General features: G+C 69.2%; 13 protein-coding genes. 1 reads left to right on the top strand and 12 read right to left on the bottom strand.

Annotated elements, in window-relative coordinates; genetic code table 11:
* Positions 1–28 precede the first annotated feature (28 nt).
* From WQ53_RS11345 to glyA, 3 genes are read right to left on the bottom strand one after another with little or no spacing between them, the layout of a single operon-like run.
* Positions 29–505, bottom strand: coding sequence for a GNAT family N-acetyltransferase (locus tag WQ53_RS11345; protein ID WP_052632468.1), 477 nt, complete (start codon positions 503–505; stop codon positions 29–31).
* Positions 506–513: 8 nt separating this feature from the next.
* A complete protein-coding gene (gene nrdR, locus WQ53_RS11340; RefSeq protein ID WP_052632466.1) occupies positions 514–1,053 on the bottom strand; it encodes a transcriptional regulator NrdR in 540 nt (179 codons plus the stop codon).
* A gap of 21 nt (positions 1,054–1,074) precedes the next feature.
* Positions 1,075–2,328: a serine hydroxymethyltransferase gene (glyA, locus tag WQ53_RS11335; protein WP_052632464.1), complete on the bottom strand. Its 1,254-nt coding sequence runs from the start codon at positions 2,326–2,328 to the stop codon at positions 1,075–1,077.
* A 223-nt stretch (positions 2,329–2,551) separates the two neighbouring features.
* Here glyA and ettA point away from each other — a divergent pair, with 223 nt between their 5' ends.
* Positions 2,552–4,216, top strand: a complete 1,665-nt coding sequence (gene ettA / locus WQ53_RS11330) for an energy-dependent translational throttle protein EttA (protein WP_052632463.1) — start codon at positions 2,552–2,554, stop codon at positions 4,214–4,216.
* Positions 4,217–4,402: 186 nt separating this feature from the next.
* On the opposite strand, the gene WQ53_RS11325 is transcribed toward ettA, so the two are convergent.
* The 9 genes from WQ53_RS11325 to WQ53_RS11285 all read right to left on the bottom strand — a co-directional run bounded on the left by WQ53_RS11325 (position 4,403) and on the right by WQ53_RS11285 (position 16,440).
* Positions 4,403–5,665 (bottom strand): cation:proton antiporter, encoded by a 1,263-nt coding sequence (locus WQ53_RS11325; protein WP_052632461.1) that lies wholly within the window; start codon positions 5,663–5,665, stop codon positions 4,403–4,405.
* A 106-nt stretch (positions 5,666–5,771) separates the two neighbouring features.
* Positions 5,772–6,473, bottom strand: coding sequence for a DUF6445 family protein (locus WQ53_RS11320; RefSeq protein WP_052632459.1), 702 nt, complete (start codon positions 6,471–6,473; stop codon positions 5,772–5,774).
* Between the two features lie 16 nt (positions 6,474–6,489).
* Entirely contained in the window at positions 6,490–8,082 is a 1,593-nt protein-coding gene (locus WQ53_RS11315) for a tryptophan halogenase family protein (RefSeq protein ID WP_052632457.1), read from the bottom strand.
* 126 nt (positions 8,083–8,208) lie between these two features.
* Positions 8,209–9,231 (bottom strand): cupin-like domain-containing protein, encoded by a 1,023-nt coding sequence (locus WQ53_RS11310; protein ID WP_052632456.1) that lies wholly within the window; start codon positions 9,229–9,231, stop codon positions 8,209–8,211.
* A 4-nt stretch (positions 9,232–9,235) separates the two neighbouring features.
* Positions 9,236–9,991 carry a SapC family protein gene (locus tag WQ53_RS11305; protein ID WP_052632455.1) on the bottom strand — a complete coding sequence of 252 codons (756 nt, stop codon included), beginning with the start codon at positions 9,989–9,991 and terminating at the stop codon, positions 9,236–9,238.
* Between the two features lie 186 nt (positions 9,992–10,177).
* Complete coding sequence (locus WQ53_RS11300; RefSeq protein ID WP_052632454.1) at positions 10,178–13,378, bottom strand: TonB-dependent receptor; 3,201 nt, start codon at positions 13,376–13,378, stop codon at positions 10,178–10,180.
* Between the two features lie 513 nt (positions 13,379–13,891).
* Positions 13,892–14,443, bottom strand: coding sequence for an NADPH-dependent FMN reductase (locus WQ53_RS11295; RefSeq protein WP_052632453.1), 552 nt, complete (start codon positions 14,441–14,443; stop codon positions 13,892–13,894).
* A gap of 300 nt (positions 14,444–14,743) precedes the next feature.
* Positions 14,744–15,598, bottom strand: coding sequence for a glycosyltransferase (locus WQ53_RS11290; RefSeq protein ID WP_052632451.1), 855 nt, complete (start codon positions 15,596–15,598; stop codon positions 14,744–14,746).
* A complete protein-coding gene (locus tag WQ53_RS11285; RefSeq protein ID WP_052632449.1) occupies positions 15,595–16,440 on the bottom strand; it encodes a glycosyltransferase family 2 protein in 846 nt (281 codons plus the stop codon). Before WQ53_RS11285 ends, WQ53_RS11290 begins: the two co-directional genes overlap by 4 nt.
* Positions 16,441–16,614: the final 174 nt, after the last annotated feature.

The raw sequence follows: 16,614 nt of genomic DNA, 5'->3' as shown, positions 1-16,614 counted from the left end.
GCGGCCACCCGTGCATCCGACCCGTTCATCACACCGTTTCCGCGCATTCGATCGCCATGACCTGCACCTGCAGCGGGCCGAGCGCGACCTGTGCATGCTCGCGCCACCCCAGTACGGCGTAGTAGCCGGCCAGCGCGGCGGTGCAATACAGGTGCAGGCGGCGCACGCCGAGCGCGGCGGCCTCGGCCACGCAGCGCGCCACCAGCGCCGCGCCGACGCCGCGGCCGCGCGCCTGCGGACGCACGTACAGGCTGGCCAGCCAGGGCGAGTACTGGCGGATGCGCTGGTGGTCCTCCTGCAGCAGGCTGACCGAACCGAGCCAGTCGCCGGCCTCGTCCAGCGCCAGCAGGGTGGTCGGGATCGCCCGGGCCCGGGTATGCGAGCGCAGTTCCTGCACCGCCTGTTGCACGGTCCAGTCCGGGATCAGCGCGCCGAAGGCCTCGACGTGGGCGGCGGCCAGCGCGTCCACGTGCCAGGGATGGTCGCGCAGCCAGGCGATGCGCATGGCCGCGCTCAGCGTTTCTTCTGCCGGTCGGCGTGCTTGTCGATGGGAACGACCTCGGCGCCCTGCAGCAGCGGCAGCTGGCCGCTGGCCGGCGGCATCTCGCGCTCGAGCTTCTCGATCTCCTCGCGGAAGTCGGCCACGTCCTCGAAGCTGCGGTAGACCGAGGCGAAGCGCACGTAGCCGACGTGGTCGAGCTTGCGCAGCTCGTCCATCACGAATTCGCCGATCCGCCGCGACGGCAACTCGCGCTCGCCGCTCATGCGCACGCCGTGCACCACCGCGCGCACCGCCGCCTCGATCTGCTCCTCGGACACCGGCCGCTTCTGCAGCGCGCGGTCGAAGCCCAGGCGCAGCTTCTTGGCGTCGAACTGCTCGCGGCGGCCATCGCTCTTGATGATCGCCGGCAGCTTCAGCTCCACCGTCTCCAGGGTGCTGAAACGCTCGCCGCAGGCCTCGCACTCGCGCCGGCGCCGGATGGTGGCGCCGTCCTCGGACACGCGCGAGTCGATCACGCGGGTGTCGGTGTGCTGGCAGTACGGGCAGTGCATGCGTCGCCCCCGGTTCGCCGGTCAGCCGTAGACCGGATACTTCCCGCACTGCGCGGTGACCTTCCCGCGCACCGCGGCGATCACGGACTCGTCGCCCGGCGCGTCGAGCACGTCGGCGATCCAGTTGGCGAGGTCCACGCAGTCCTGTTCGGTGTAGCCGCGGGTGGTCACCGCCGGGGTGCCCAGGCGCAGGCCCGAGGTCACGAACGGCGAGCGCGGATCGTTGGGCACCGAGTTCTTGTTGACGGTGATATGGGCCTTGCCCAGCGCGGCCTCCGCATCCTTGCCGGACACGTCCTTGCCGATCATGTCCACCAGCATCAGGTGGTTCTGGGTGCCGCCGGAGACGATCTTGTAGCCGCGCGCGATCAGGGTGTCGGCCATCGCCTGGGCGTTCTTCACCACCTGCTGCTGGTAGGCCTTGAACTCCGGCTCCAGTGCTTCCTTGAACGCCACCGCCTTGGCCGCGATCACGTGCATCAGCGGGCCACCCTGGATGCCGGGGAACACGATCGACTGCAGCTTCTTGACCAGGTCCTCGCCGGCGCCCTGGGCCAGGATGATGCCGCCGCGCGGGCCGCGCAGGGTCTTGTGGGTGGTCGAGGTGACCACGTGCGCGTGCGGCAGCGGGTTCGGGTAGACGCCGGCGGCCACGAGGCCGGCGACGTGGGCCATGTCCACGAAGAAGATCGCACCGACCTTGTCGGCGATGGCGCGGAAGCGCGCCCAGTCGATCTGCTGGGAGTAGGCCGAGAAACCGGCCACGACCATCTTCGGCTTGTGCTCGACCGCCAGGCGCTCGACCTCGTCGTAGTCGATCAGGCCCTGGTCGTTCACGCCGTACTGGACCGCGTTGAACAGCTTGCCGGAGGCGTTGACCTTGGCGCCGTGGGTCAGGTGGCCGCCGTGGGCCAGCGACATGCCCAGGATGGTGTCGCCCGGCTGCAGCAGGGCGAAGTACACGGCCTGGTTGGCCTGCGAGCCGGAGTGCGGCTGCACGTTGGCGTAATCGGCGCCGAACAGTTGCTTGACCCGGTCGATCGCCAGCTGCTCGGCGATGTCCACGTACTCGCAGCCGCCGTAGTAGCGCTTGTGCGGGTAGCCTTCGGCGTACTTGTTGGTCAGCACGCTGCCCTGGGCCTCCAGCACGCGCGGGCTGGCGTAGTTCTCGCTGGCGATCAGCTCGACGTGGTCCTCCTGGCGGCGGGCCTCGTCGGCGATGGCCTGGGCCAGTTCAGGATCGTAACCTTCGATACGGGCGTCGCGCGGGAACATCGGGGCTCCGGGAAAGGGGACGGGGGCCGTCGATTGTAGCCCGTCCGCCCCCGCCAGGCCCGGCCGCCGGCCGGTCGCGCCGGACTGGTGATTTGGCGCCCCGCCCCCATATCCGGGATAATCGGCCGGTCCCGATCACCCCCACGGGCACCCCCCAAACATCCCCTTAGCGCGGCCCCTGCCCGGCAGGCCGCCGCTGTCCGTCCGCGGAGTCGAAAGTCCCATGTCGCAGTACATCTACACCATGAACCGCGTGTCCAAGGTGGTCCCGCCCAAGCGGCAGATCATCAAGGACATCTCGCTGAGCTTCTTCCCGGGCGCCAAGATCGGCCTGCTCGGCCTGAACGGCGCCGGCAAGTCCACCGTGCTGCGGATCATGGCCGGCGTGGACAAGGACTTCGAGGGCGAGGCCCGCCCGCAGGCCGGGATCAAGGTCGGCTACCTGGAGCAGGAGCCGCAGCTGGATCCCAACCAGACCGTGCGCGAAGCGGTCGAGGAGGGCGTGGGCGAGGTGCTGCAGGCCCAGGCCGCGCTGGAGAAGGTCTACGCGGCCTACGCCGAGGACGGCGCCGACTTCGACGCGCTGGCCAAGGAACAGGAACGCCTGGAGGCGATCCTGGCCAGCGGCGACGCCAGCACCCTGGAACAGCAGCTGGAGATCGCCGCCGACGCGCTGCGCCTGCCGCCGTGGGACGCGGTGGTCGGCAAGCTGTCCGGCGGCGAGAAGCGCCGCGTGGCGCTGTGCCGCCTGCTGCTGCAGAAGCCTGACATGCTGCTGCTGGACGAACCGACCAACCACCTGGACGCCGAGTCGGTGGAGTGGCTGGAACAGTTCCTGGCCCGCTACACCGGCACCGTGGTGGCCGTCACCCACGACCGCTACTTCCTCGACAACGCCGCCGAGTGGATCCTCGAACTGGACCGCGGCCGCGGTATCCCGTGGAAGGGCAACTACACCGACTGGCTGGTGCAGAAGGACGAGCGCCTGAAGCAGGAAGAGAACCAGGAGAAGGCACGCCAGAAGGCCATCCAGAAGGAACTGGAGTGGTCGCGGCAGAACGCCAAGGGCGGCCGCTCCAAGGGCAAGGCGCGCCTGGGCCGCCTCGAGGAGCTGCAGTCGGTCGACTACCAGAAGCGCCAGGAGACCAACGAGATCTTCATCCCGCCGGGCGAGCGCCTGGGCAACAAGGTGATCGAGTTCAAGAACGTCTCCAAGAAGTTCGGCGATCGCCTGCTGATCGACGACCTGAGCTTCTCGGTGCCGCCGGGTGCGATCGTCGGCATCATCGGCCCCAACGGCGCCGGCAAGTCGACCCTGTTCAAGATGATCACCGGCGCCGAGAAGCCGGACTCCGGCTCGATCGAGACCGGCCCGACCGTGAACCTGGCCTACGTGGACCAGAGCCGCGGCGCGCTGGAAGGCAACCACAACGTGTTCCAGGAAGTCTCCGGCGGCCTGGACATCCTCAACATCAACGGCATCGAGATCCAGTCGCGCGCCTACATCGGCCGCTTCAACTTCAAGGGCCAGGACCAGCAGAAGCTGGTGGGCACCCTGTCGGGCGGCGAGCGCGGCCGCCTGCACATGGCCAAGACCCTGCTGCAGGGCGGCAACGTGCTGCTGCTGGACGAACCGTCCAACGACCTGGACATCGAGACCCTGCGCGCGCTGGAAGACGCGCTGCTGGAGTTCCCGGGCAACACCTTCGTGATCTCGCACGACCGCTGGTTCCTGGACCGCATCGCCACCCACATCCTCGCCTTCGAGGGCGACTCGCACGTGGAGTTCTTCCAGGGCAACTACCGCGAGTACGAGGAAGACAAGAAGCGCCGCATGGGCGACGAGGCGGCCCGGCCGCACCGGCTGAGGTTCAAGGCGTTGAAGTGACGTTCCGGCGCGCCCGCACGCAGTGCGGGCGCCTTTGCCGGAACGTCATCCCCGCGTAGGCGGGGATCCCGTGACTTGGCTCCTGCTGTTGCTTCCCATAGAAAGCGAAATAACAGGCAAGCCCAGCACGGCCAACAGCAAAGTCACTGGGTCCCCGCCTTCGCGGGGACGACGGCATTTTTCCCTTCACGGACTCCGACGCAACTCCGCCGCGCCGCCTGCCCGCGCATCCCGGCCCCCGCGGTAAAACAAGCTCAACAGCGGCGAAGCCATCACCGTCGTCACCAGCGTCATCGCGAACAGCATCGTGAACAGCTCCGGCCCGATCAGCCCGGCGTCGAAGCCGATCTTGATCACGATCAGCTCCATCAGCCCGCGCGCATTCATCAGCGAGCCCACCGCCAGGCTGTCGCGCCAGCCGTAGCCGCTCAGCCGCGCCCCGGTGGCGCAGCCGACCACCTTGCCCAGGATCGCGGCCAGCAGGATCAGCCCGAATGCACCGATGCCGGCCCCCGCGAACGCCTCCGGCGTCGTGTTCTGGCCGGCGAGGGCGAACAGCACCGGCATCAGCAACGTGACCGCCAGCGGTTCGATGCGCCGCGCCAGGAAATGCAGCAGGCGGTCGTCGCGCGGCAGGCACACGCCGAACAGGAAGGTGCCGAACACCGCATGCAGGCCGATCCATTCGGCGAACGCCGCACAACCCAGCACGCCGACCAGCACCCACAGGAACGAGGACGCCGCCGGGTCGCCCGCGGCCGTGGCCGGACGCAGCAGCCGCGCATAGATCGGCTTGAGCACGAGGAACACCACCGCGACCAGCGCCAGCCCGCCGCCGATGGCCAGCGCCACGCCCGCCGGCGAACCGCCGCCGGCCAGCGCCAGCACCACCGCCAGGAAGATCCAGACGCAGCCGTCGTCGATCACCGCCGCGCTCAGCGCCAGCCGGCCCGGCGTGCTGTAAGTGAGGTTGCGGTCCTTGAGGATGCGCGCGAGCACCGGGAAGGCGGTGACCGACATCGCCGCGGCGATGAACAGCGCGAACGGCCAGAACGCCACGCCCCCGGGCGCGAAGGACGGGTACAGGAACGGCGCGATCGCCAGGCCGAGCGCGAGCGGCAGGACAATCCCGAATAGGCCGATCGACGTGGCCGCCCGCACCTGCGCGCGGCTGCCCTCCGGGGCGCGCAGTTCGGCGCCGACGATGAACATGAACAGGGCCACGCCGAGCGTCGCCAGGCCGGAGAGCGCCGGCAGCGAGGACTTGGCGAACAGGCCCGCATGCAGTTCCGGCAGCCACGCGCCGAACACGATCGGGCCGAGCAGCAGGCCGGCCATCATCTCGCCGATCACCGGCGGCTGGCCGAACCGCCGCAGCACCGCGCCGCACAGCCGCGCCGCGACCAGGATCACCACCAGTTGTACCAGCAGCAGCAAGGTGGCGTTCAAGCGCGCTCTCCTTCCGAACGGCAGGTCGCGGGGAAGCCCCCGGCGATGTCCCACCCGGCCGGCCCATGGCATGGTAGCGCTGCGACGCCGCTGCGATCCACGCCGTTCACAGGAACACGTCGATGAAGCTGTTGATCGACAGCCGCCCCGCCAGCGGGTCCGGCGGCGGCACGTTGGCGTTGTCGACCGTGCCCGAGTGCAGCGAGTTGCGCCGGTACACCACCATCCGGTTGAACACGCCGTCGACCTTGCCGATCCGCTCGAACAGCGCCGTGTCCTCGCCGATGTAGCCCGCCTCCGGCGCATCGGCGCTGCGGCTTTCCTGCTCGAGCCGGGTGAAGTAGGCCAACTCGCGTCCCTCGTCCACGTACTCGAAGCCGGTGCTGCGGTGCCGATAGAACGCGGTGCCGCCCCAGTGGCCGTGGAACAGGTAGTGCACCGTGGCCAGCCCGCGGCCGGTGGCCGAGTCGATGTGCGGGATCCGCTGCAGGAACGCCAGCTTCTCCGGCGCCTGGGTCACCAGCGAGTAGTGGCACATCGGGAAGGCCAGCCGCACCTGCGGCGGCAGGCCGAAGACCTCGTCCAGCAGCGGCCGGACCAGCCGCTCCAGGAACGCCTCGTAGGACAGCGGCGCGCGTGCGCGGATGCCCGGGAACATCGCTCCCTGCGGGCTGAACTGCGAGCGCGCGGCCTTGCGCACCAGCCGCTCCGGATCCGCCACCAGCTGGTCGATCACCAGCAGCGGCGCGCCTTCCTCGCCGAGGGCCAGACGCTGGACGCGGATGCCGGGGTGCGGCTCGATGACCATGGCGCGCGCGGTCCGCTCAGGCCCCGGTCTGCGCCGGGGCCCGGCGCAGGTTCCACACCGACGGATCGGCCGGGCAGTAGCGCTTGAGGAAGTCCTCGTGCGAGGGCATCGCCGCGACCATGCGGTTGATCGGCTGGCGCACCGCCTCGAACAGCCGCGCCATGTCCGTGTCGCCCAGCCCGCGGGTCAGCGGATGGTGCTCGCGCGGGACTACGCCCTGGCCCAGCATCACGTGGGTCCACGAATCCAGCCGGAACAGCTCGTCCTCGCCCTGCCAGGCATAGGCGGTGTCGCGGAACAGCTGGATGCGCTGGGCAAGATCGTCGGGCAGCTTCATCTCGCGGCACTCGCGCCACAGCGGTTCGTCGCGCTGGTTGAGGTGGTAGTGCAGGATGATGAAGTTGCGCACGTGCTCGAGCTCGTCGCGGCTGACGTCGTTGTAGCGGTCGACGTTGGCATCGTCGATGCCGGCGAACGGGAACATCTGCACCAGCCGGGTCACCGCGCTCAGGGTCAGGTGGATGCTGGTCGACTCCAGCGGCTCGATGAAGCTGCTGGCCAGGCCCAGCGAGACCACGTTCTTGTTCCAGACCTTGAGCCGGCGCCCGGTCCGGAACGGCACGATCCACGGCTCGCGCACCACCGGCGCATTGTTGTTGGCGGCCGCCAGCTTGGCCGCGGCCTCGTCGTCGGACATGTGCGCGCTGGAGAACACCCAGCCGCAGCCGACGCGGTGCTGCAGGGCGATGTGCCAGCGCCAGCCGGCCTCGTGGGCGATGGCGCGGGTGTAGGGCACCGGCGGCTCGACCGACTCGATCTGCATCGCCACCGCGCGGTTGCAGGGCAGCCAGTTGTTCCAGTCCTCGTAGCCGGTCTTCAGGGTCTGCTCGATCAGCAGGCCACGGAAGCCCGTGCAGTCGATGAACAGGTCGCCCTCGACGACCTGGCCGTCCTCCATCACCAGCGCCCGGATGTAGCCGTTCTCGGGATCCTGCCGCACCTCGCGGATCTTGCCCTCGACCCGGGTCAGGCCGCGGCCCTCGCACTTGCGGCGCAGGAAGGCGGCGTACAGCGCCGCGTCGAAGTGGTAGGCGTAGCTGACGTCGGCGCGCTCCAGCGAGGTCGGCGACTGGACCCAGCGCATCGACCACTCCTGGGTACTCGCACCGGCCGGGTCGAAGATGGCGAAGCGCTGCACCCGCGAGGCCACGGTTTCCAGGCAGTAGTCGCCCAGCTCCGACTTCATGCCCCGGCGCAGGCTCTCCAGCCAGAACTGGTGGAAGTCGCACGACCAGGTGTTCATCCCGGTGGTGCCGAACGGATGGAAGTAGTGGTCGCCCGGGCGCTTCCAGTTCTCGAACGAGATCGAGAGCTTGAAGCTGCCGGCCACCGAGCTGAGGAATTCGCGCTCGTCGATCTGCAGCAGCCGGTGGAAGGTGCGGATGGTCGGGATCGTCGACTCGCCCACGCCGACGGTGCCGATCTGCTCCGACTCCACCAGGGTGATGTCGAGCAGGTCGCGGAACTGGTGGGTCAGCGCGCACGCGGCGATCCAGCCGGCGGTGCCGCCGCCGGCGATCACGACCCTGCGAATCCGGTTGTTCTCCAAAACGGTCTCCCCTCTCGTCGAATCCGCCACGGAGATCCATGGCGGGCCTTCCCGGCGCCCGGCACCATGCCCCGGGACGCCCCCTATCCTTGCCGCCGGAACCGGCCGCGCCCGGCGCGCCGGTCCTCAGCGGTTGAGCTTGCCGATCAGCAGCGCCCGCATCCGCCGCGCCATCGTTTCGTCGAACGGCCCCAGGATGTTGCGCGCCGGTTCGGGCAGGTGCGCGCCGGCCCGGTCCGCGGGACCGAACACGTAGTACTCGAACACCTCGCGCCAGGCCTGCTTCTCCCGTTCGGGCCGGTCGCGGATCGTCCACAGCGCGTGGTACAGCGCGTGCATCGGCGTGGGGACCCACGCCGGCATGCTGGTCCACCAGTAGTTCACCAGCACGGTGAACGGGTCCTGCCCCTGCACGTGGTGCCACCACATGCTCGGGATGAAGATCGCGTCGCCCGGTTCCAGCACCACCGTCTGCGCCGTTTCCAGCGCCTGGCGGAAGCGCGGGTAGCGCTCGAAGTCCGGCGCCGAGAAATCGACCACGCTCACCGCCTGGCCGCCGGGCGTGGGCTCCAGCGGCCCCGGGTACAGGTTGCCGATCTGCTCCGGCGGGAACACGGTGAAGCGACGCCGCCCCACCGCGCAGCAGGCGATGTTGTTGGGCGCGTCGTAGTGGCACGAGGCGGTGACCCGGTTGCCGATCCAGATCGCCGGCGGCGCGTCCACGCCCTGGGCGGCAAAATCCAGGTCGTTGCCGGCGCGCAGCCCGGGCAGGCAGGTGTCCACCAGCAGCGAGGCCACGTAGAAGGTCGGCGGCCGCGGGTCGTCCAGGTAAGAGGCCAGCCCGTCGAGCACCTGGTCCAGGCCGCCGCGCCGCACCTCGCAGTTCAGCGCGGTGAAACCGGCGTTGTAGAACGGGCGCCCGGCGGTGGCCGGCTCGCCCCAGGAGTAGGTCACCGGGCGGCCGTCGTAGTGCGCGCGCAGGTGGTCCATCGCCGCCTGCGGCGACTCCAGGCCGGCGCGCACCAGGCTCCAGTCGCGCGCCAGGCCCTTGAGCACGGTGGGCAGGCCGTCCTCCAGCAGTTTCGCGAGCGGCAGCGCATCCGGGCTGCAGCCCTCGAGCACGCGCACGCTGGCCAGCCGGTCGAACATCGCCTCAGGCCGCCCGCCCCTGCCCGGCCGCGTCCTGTTCGCGCAGGCGGCGCTGCTTTTCGGCGATCAGCCGGCGCATGTTGTACAGCGAGGCCAGCACCAGGTAGGCGCCCTCCAGCCAGCCGGACCGGTGCAGCTCGTGCAGCGATGCCGGATCAAGCGCGGCCAGGCGCTCGCGGTCGATGCCGTACAGCCCGGTCAGGTTCACGCCGTGGCTGTCGTCGAAGCGCACGTCCAGGCTCATCGGCTGGATCAGTTCCAGCGCCTGGAACGCGGCGAACATGGCCTGGCCGGCCTGCACGCCGTCGTTGATGCCGCGCAGCACGTCGATGATGTGTTCCAGGTAGGGACTGTTGCCACCGTGGCCCAGGAACACCGGCTCGCCCTGCCCGGTGATCACGCGCGGATGGTCGAGGTCGACGTGGATGACCGGCTCGGTGCGCAGCTGGCCGTCGACCTCCTGTTCCTGGAAACCGATCAGGAACGGCCCGCGGGCGATCGCGCCCGGCAGGTAGGAGGCGTTCCATCCGCCGCCCTGCAGGAACAGATTCTCGTGGTGGTCGAAGCCGAGCAGGGCCACGGCCTGGAATTCGCCGTCGGTGCCCTGGCGGAAAAAGATCGGGTACTCGCGCTGGAGTTCGGCGAATTCGGTCGGGAAGGCCTGGACCATGCCGAGGCTGTCGCCGAATTCGGTGCCGAAACGGGTGGAGACGCGCAGGTCCTTGTGCGCGACGTTGTTCAGCAGTTGGTATCGGGCCATTTCGGCTCCATCGGTGGTTCGAAATCCGGTGCGCGGATGCGCCGGCCCTGCTGGCGACGATTCCAGAAACCCGCCGCTCCCGCAAGCCCGCCCGCGCGCCGCCAGGCCCAGAAAAAAGGGACCGCTGCCTGAGCAGCGGTCCCGGCCAATCATCACCAAGCCTGGAAGTACATCTCCGGGGGTTCTTCAGAAGGTGTAGCGGACACCCACCATGTAGCGCGGCGACTGGTCGAGCAGGCGGACCAGCTGGTTCTCGGTGCGGGCGTGCCAGCGCACGTCCTCGCCGGTGAGGTTGATCGCCTCGAACGATACCGCGAAGTTGTCGGTGAACCGGTACGACACGCTCAGGTCGTACTGGTAGTACGCCTCGACGAAGTACGGGTTGCGGTTGTTGCCGTTCTGGTTCGCTTGCAGGAGATACTCGTCGCGCCAGTTCCAGGCCAGGCGAGCCGACCAGCCATAGTTCTCGTACATCAGCACCGCGTTGGCGGTGTCGCTCAGGCCGGTCAATGCAAACACGTTGGCGCCCGGATCGGCCGCCCGGTCGATGCCCACATCGCCCTTGACGATGGTGTAGTTGGCCAGGATGCCGAAGCCGCTTTCGCCGAAGAAGTACTGGCCGCCGATTTCCCAGCCGTGCAGCCTGGCGGATCGCTGGTTGATCGGACGGTTCACGTCGAACTCGTACAGCGGGTCGCCGGCGGCGCCGAAGATGTCGAAGCGTTCCTCCATGTCGAGGACCTGGGCATTGCTGCCGTTGTAGGCCGCCAGGCCGCCGGTGGCACCGGCGTTTCGCAGCATCGCCAGCGCGGTGAACAGCGTGGTGTAGTTGCCCGTGCAGCCTTCCAGCGGGTCATTGCCCGCCGCGGTAACCTGGCTGGTGCAGGCCGCACTGTTGAGGAAGTCCAGCGCCGCCCGAGCATCCGGGCCGGAGGTGGGGTCGGTGATGCCGTACAGGTTCTCGCGGATCACGGTGTTGCCGATGAAGTTCTTGACCCGCTTGTTCCAGTAGGTCACGCCGACGAAGCTGGACGGGGCGAAGTACCACTCCAGGCCCAGGTCGAGGTTCTGCGACTCCAGCGGCAGCAGCGACGGATTCTGGGCACCGCCCGTCCCGCGGAACTGCTCGCCGAACAGGATCGAGCCACTGGGTGCGCCGGGGTTCGGGCCGGCATACAGGTTGCCGTACGGCGGCCGGGCGATGGTCTTGCTGGCCGAGAAGCGGCCCTTCAGGTCACTGGTGAAATCGATGCTGAAGTCCAGGTTGGGCAGCAGATAGTTGTAGCTGGCCGTCTCTGCGAACGGCATCGCCTCGTCCGAACGCACGATGACGAAGTCGTTGTTGGACATCCAGCGGATGGCGCTCGGGACCTGGATGACCGAGGTCGACTCGATGTCGGTCTCCTCGTAGCGCAGGCCGATGACGGTGTAGGTCTGCATGCTGCCGAGCGTGGCGTCCTGCTCCCACTGCACGTATACCGCGTTGGTCTTCTCCTCGATCATGTTGTTCTGGTCGTACACCGTGCGCACCCGGGAACTGACCCGGTCGCACTCCGGCCACGAGGCCGGCGCGCTGCCGTTGTTGCAGGCTTCCTCGGCCCACTTGGCCAGCGCGCTGGCCTGACCGCGCCATGCCGCGCGCGGCGCGTCCGTCGTGTTGTAGTCCTTGAACAGGTCGACGATGCTGAACCGGCTCAGCAGATCGGTCATGCCCGGAACCTGGCCGGCATCGCCCGCACCCCAGTTGCCCAGGGTCATCAGGTGGGCGTGGCCGTCCACGTTCAGTCGCCGCATCGAAGTCTTCGACGAATCGACGCCGAACAGGAAACGGCCGTTGTCGAAGTCCAGCGTGCCGTCGATCCTGCCCTGCTTGACCTCGCTGTCCTGGCGCGTGGACCAGATGCGCAGGATCTGCGAACCCAGCTGCTCAGGGGCGAAAGCCGGGTTGGCCACGCCGTTGGTATTGGCCAGGGCGTCGGCGGTGGTCGGGAACAGCGTGTTCTTCATGATCGGCAGGCCACTGTTGAACCAGTATTCCTGCGTCCAGTTGTTGACCGTGCGGTTCGGGGCCAGGCCGGCGAAGCTGAAGGCGGTGGAACTGCCGCCGGTGATCGGGTCGTTCGGCCGGCTGTCGACCTTGGTGTTGTGCGCGTCGAAGGTCAGCGCGAAGCGGTCGTTGACGTCCCAGCGCGCGTTCAGGCCCAGCGAACCCAGCTTGTACTTCTGCTCGTCGCGCTGCTGCTCGAAGCCGAAGTCCTTGCCGCCGCCGGCGATGTCGCGGATGTAGACCGGCGTGGCGACCTGGGTGTTGCCGTCGAAGGTCACGTGGCTGAGGCTGTTCTGCAGCCACATGGTCTGCTCGCCGCGGTCCTGGGCGATCTCGTTGGTCGAGTAGGTGTAGTCCAGGGTGAAGGTGAAGGCGTCGGACGGGGCGAACTGCAGCACCGCCTGGCCGTTGACGCGCTCGCGCGTGAAGTCCGAGAACGCGTAGCGCAGGTCGTTGGGCATGGAGTAGAGCTGGCCGATAGCCGGCGCGTTCTCGACCACGGCACCCGGGCGCAGGCGCGAATCGGTGCCGGACCAGCGGGCGACGTTCCAGGTGTTCTCCGTGGCCTGCACCGAACCACCGTGGCGCTTCTGGTAGCTGGCGTTGACGCCGACGCCCCAGGTCTTGTCCGGGTTGGCGTAGCTGAAGATGCCTGAGACCTCGGGCGTGGTGTCGTTGCCCAGCGTCTGCGAATGGTCGGAAACGGCCTTGGCGCCGGCACTGGCCACGATCTCGCCGCCGGCGTGGTTGAACGGACGGGCGGTGAGGATGTCGATGGTGGCGCCGATGCCGCCGCTGGGCGCGCTGGCGCGACCGGTCTTGAACACGGTGACGCCGCTGATCGCCTCGGAAGCCAGCTGCGCGAAGTTGAAGCCGCGGGTACCCGAGCCGACGCCGCCGATTTCAAGGCCACCACTGCCGAAGCCGTCGGCACCCGGGATCTGGCGGCCGTTGAGCGTGACCAGGTTGAAGGTGGAACTGAAGCCGCGCGCGGTGACCTGCGCGCCTTCGCCGTCGCGGCGTTCGATCGAGATACCGGTGATGCGCTGCAACGCCTCGGCCAGGTTGGTGTCGGGGAACTTGCCGATGTCCTCGGCACTGATCGCGTCGACGATGCCCGCCGTATCGCGCTTGATATTCATCGCCTGGTCGAGGCTGCTGCGCATGCCGGTGACCACGACCGTGTCCAGCGTGGTCGGATCGTCCTGCTGCGGATCCTGTGCGAACGCGGGATTGATGATGATGACGCCACCGACGATGGTGAACATCGCCTTCGACTTGAAGCTGAAACGCTTGCCCTTGCCTGACAGCGCGGGACACCGCGACCTGCGACTACTCATCTGCCTACCCTCCCCTCATGCTTCGATTTGTGGATGTATCCCCTGGCCGGGGCTTTTGCAGGCCGCAGTCGACGACCTGTACAACCGGACAGAACTGCGTCCGTCCCTGCTATGCCGGTTACTACGATGGTCGCCGGCAGAAAAATCGAATCGGAAGCCCTGTAGCAACGACGTGAAACGGGCTTTCGCCTGTTCGCATCGCAGCGGCTGCCATCCGGGCAGGCCGCACACATTGATAGCGCTAACATTCTGGAGTGGGCGAAGAGATAGCACGCGGGGGAAGCGCTGTCACAGTGCACTGCAACAGAGATTCCGTTGCCTGCGTAACAATTACGGCAGGACGGAATCCTTAAGCGGATTCACATTCGGAAACGGAATGCCACACGGGGGCGTTTGTACCCATGGACGCCACGGGACGCGGGTCCGGCAGCGCGATTTGCCCTGCCGGTGGGGTCAAGCGCGGCCGAGCGGGGAGCTTTTCCCGAGTCCGGCCGCGATCGCGATGCCACCGGTTTACCTGGCGATGAAATCCCGATAGCCGGCCAGGAACTGCGCCAGTTGCTGGCGTACCCGCTCGTCGCCCAGGTTGCCCTGCGCATCGAAGGCCTGTCCGGCGCGCGAAACCAGCAGCCGGCCGCCGGACCAGAAGCGCATCCCGAGCGTGCGCAGCACCGCCAGCCAGGCGTCCTGCGCCAGGATCGTGCCGAAGCCGCCCGGCGAGGCACCGACGAGCGCGACCGGCCGGCCGCCGAACACCTGCGGGATCTCCGCCGCCGGCCGCGACAGCCAGTCGATCGCGTTCTTGAACACCCCGGGGATGCCGTTGTTGTATTCCGGCGTGGCCAGCAGCAGGCCGTCGCTGGCCAGCACACGGGCCTTCAACGCGAGCACCGCAGGCGGGATGCCCTCGCCCTGCTCCAAGTCGCCGTCGTACAGCGGGATGCCGTGCAGGGTGGCCAGTTCCAGTTCCACGCCCGGCACGGCGAGCCCCCGCGCGGCACGCAGCAGCGCCGTATTGAACGAACCGGCGCGCAGGCTGCCGGAGATGCCGAGTATCCGCGCCATCGCTCGCTCCCTGTCGTGTTGCGCCGCCCGCCGTCGATGCGGGGAACGCGTGGGTCCAGCATACCCGCGGTCACCGACCGCCGGCCCATGCCTGCGGGCAGGCACTTCCAACACCTGCCACTGGCAGGCCAGATGCGCGTTCCGTCCAGGTACGCTGCGGGTCCATGCCGGGCGGGCGGCAGCGGAACAGGTACTCGACCCGCACCCCAGCGTGCCGGTGCGACGCCGCCTGCATCATCCTGAACTGCACGGTCGTGGCCACCAGGGTCCGGACGGTCGCCAGTCGCCTCCGTTGCCGGATCAGCGCGCCAGCAGCATGCGCGGCAGGCGGGCGAGGAAATGCGTCCAGATCGCGGCGAACACCACCGCACGCGTGGCCGGTCCGCGCCTGGATGCCTCGAAGCGGCGGAAATAGCGCCACAGGCCGCGGTGCTTGTGCCACTCCACGAACACCGGCCGCGAGCGGCTGGAGACGCCGCGCACGTGCAGCACCGCCACGTCGTTGGCCGCCGCCACCACGGCGCCGGCCTGGCGCGCGCGGCGGCACAGGTCTAGGTCCTCGGCATGCAGGCGGTAGCCCTCGTCGAAGCCGCCGATGCGCACGAACAGCGCGCGCGGCATCAGCATCAGCGCGCCGGACACCGCATCCACCGGTTGCACCGCGCGCTCCGTGTCCATCGGCACGTCCAGGTGCGCAGCCGCCGACGGCGCGCGCAGCATCGCCGCGAAGTCCGGGTCGCGCCGGCGCGCGGCGCCGTCGCGCACGCCGTCTTCGCCGTGCAGGTCGGCGCCGAGCAGCGGTTCGCCGCCCAGCGCCTGCGCGTGACCGCGCAGGCGCGCCAGCGAATCGGGACGGACATGCAGGTCCGGGTTGACGAAGGCCAGCCACGGCGCATCGCAGTCGGCCGCGCCCTGGTTGCAGGCCACGGCGAACCCCGGGTTGTCCGGATTGGCGATGAAGCGCATGCGCGGATCGTCCAGCGCATGGCGCTGCAGGATCTCCAGCGTGCCGTCGTCCGAGCCGTTGTCGACCACCCGGATCTGGACCACGTCGCGCGCCGCGCGCAGGCGCACCAGGCACTCGTCCAGGGTGGACGCGCTGCGGTAGCTGACCACCACCGCGGCGATGCCGTCGCCGCCGCCTACCGCGCTCATGCCGCCGTCTCCGGCGCGAACAGGTCGTGCTGCGGGGTGTCGCGCAGCTGCGCGTGTAGCGCCTGCAGGCGCTCGCGCGTTTCGCGCAGCGGATCCTGCATCAGGAAGCCGGCCAGGCGCGGATGCCAGGCCGGCCAGCGCGCGGCCAGCGCATCGAGGTCGCCTTCGGCCGGTCCGCCTTCGCCGCCGCGGGCGACGAACGCGGTCTCGCACAGCGCGTTGCGCCAGCCCAGCCCGGCCAGGCGCAACGACAGGTCGGTCAGCGCGGCGTACCAGGAGGCGAAGCTGGCGGTATCCAGCCCGCCCGCACGCTGGCGGGCGCTGCCGCGCAGTGCTACCGCATGGCCTACCGCGGCCGGCAGTTCGGGATGCCGCGGCGCCATCGCCGCGCAGGCCTGCGCGGTCAGCGCCGGTTCGGCCGGCGGCGGCGATATCTCGCCCAGGCGCGGCCAACCGGCGGTCTCGCCGGCGTTGCACCAGGGCGTGGCGGTGGCGATCGCCGCATCGCGCGCCAGGCATGCGGCCAGCTGCGTGAGCCAGCCCGGCAGCGGCTGCGCGTCGGCGGCCAGCACCACCACGTCGGCATCGCCACAGGCGCGCAGCATCTCCTGCAGGTGCGCCGACTCGCCGATCGGATGCGCGCGCCGGGTGTATTCGGCCCGCAGCCGCGTGCGCTGCAGCCAGCGCTCGACGATGGCGATCCCGCGCGGCCCGGCCTGCGCGTCGTCGGCCAGCCACACCGGAGTGCCGGCGGGCGTGGCCGCTTCCAGTGCGGCCAGGCAGGCGTCGAGCGCATCCTCGTCGGCACCGAGCGGCAGCAGCACGATGGGCAGGTCGCTCACGGTTCGGCGCGGACTCCTGGAGGGAATGGCGCGGACTTTAGCAGGGAGGCGGATGTTGTTGTGGCGCTGGATTGGGATGGGTTGCGGTTGCTCGAAGCAGAAACGGCGGTTTCTCAGGGGGCGTGGTTGCTGGGCGCGATGAGCATCGGTTTCTCAAGGGAGGCATGTTGCTGG

Source organism: Pseudoxanthomonas suwonensis (assembly GCF_000972865.1).
GTDB lineage: Bacteria > Pseudomonadota > Gammaproteobacteria > Xanthomonadales > Xanthomonadaceae > Pseudoxanthomonas > Pseudoxanthomonas suwonensis_B.
Note: the sequence above shows the minus strand (reverse complement) of the source record. Positions and strands in the feature narration are given on the sequence as shown.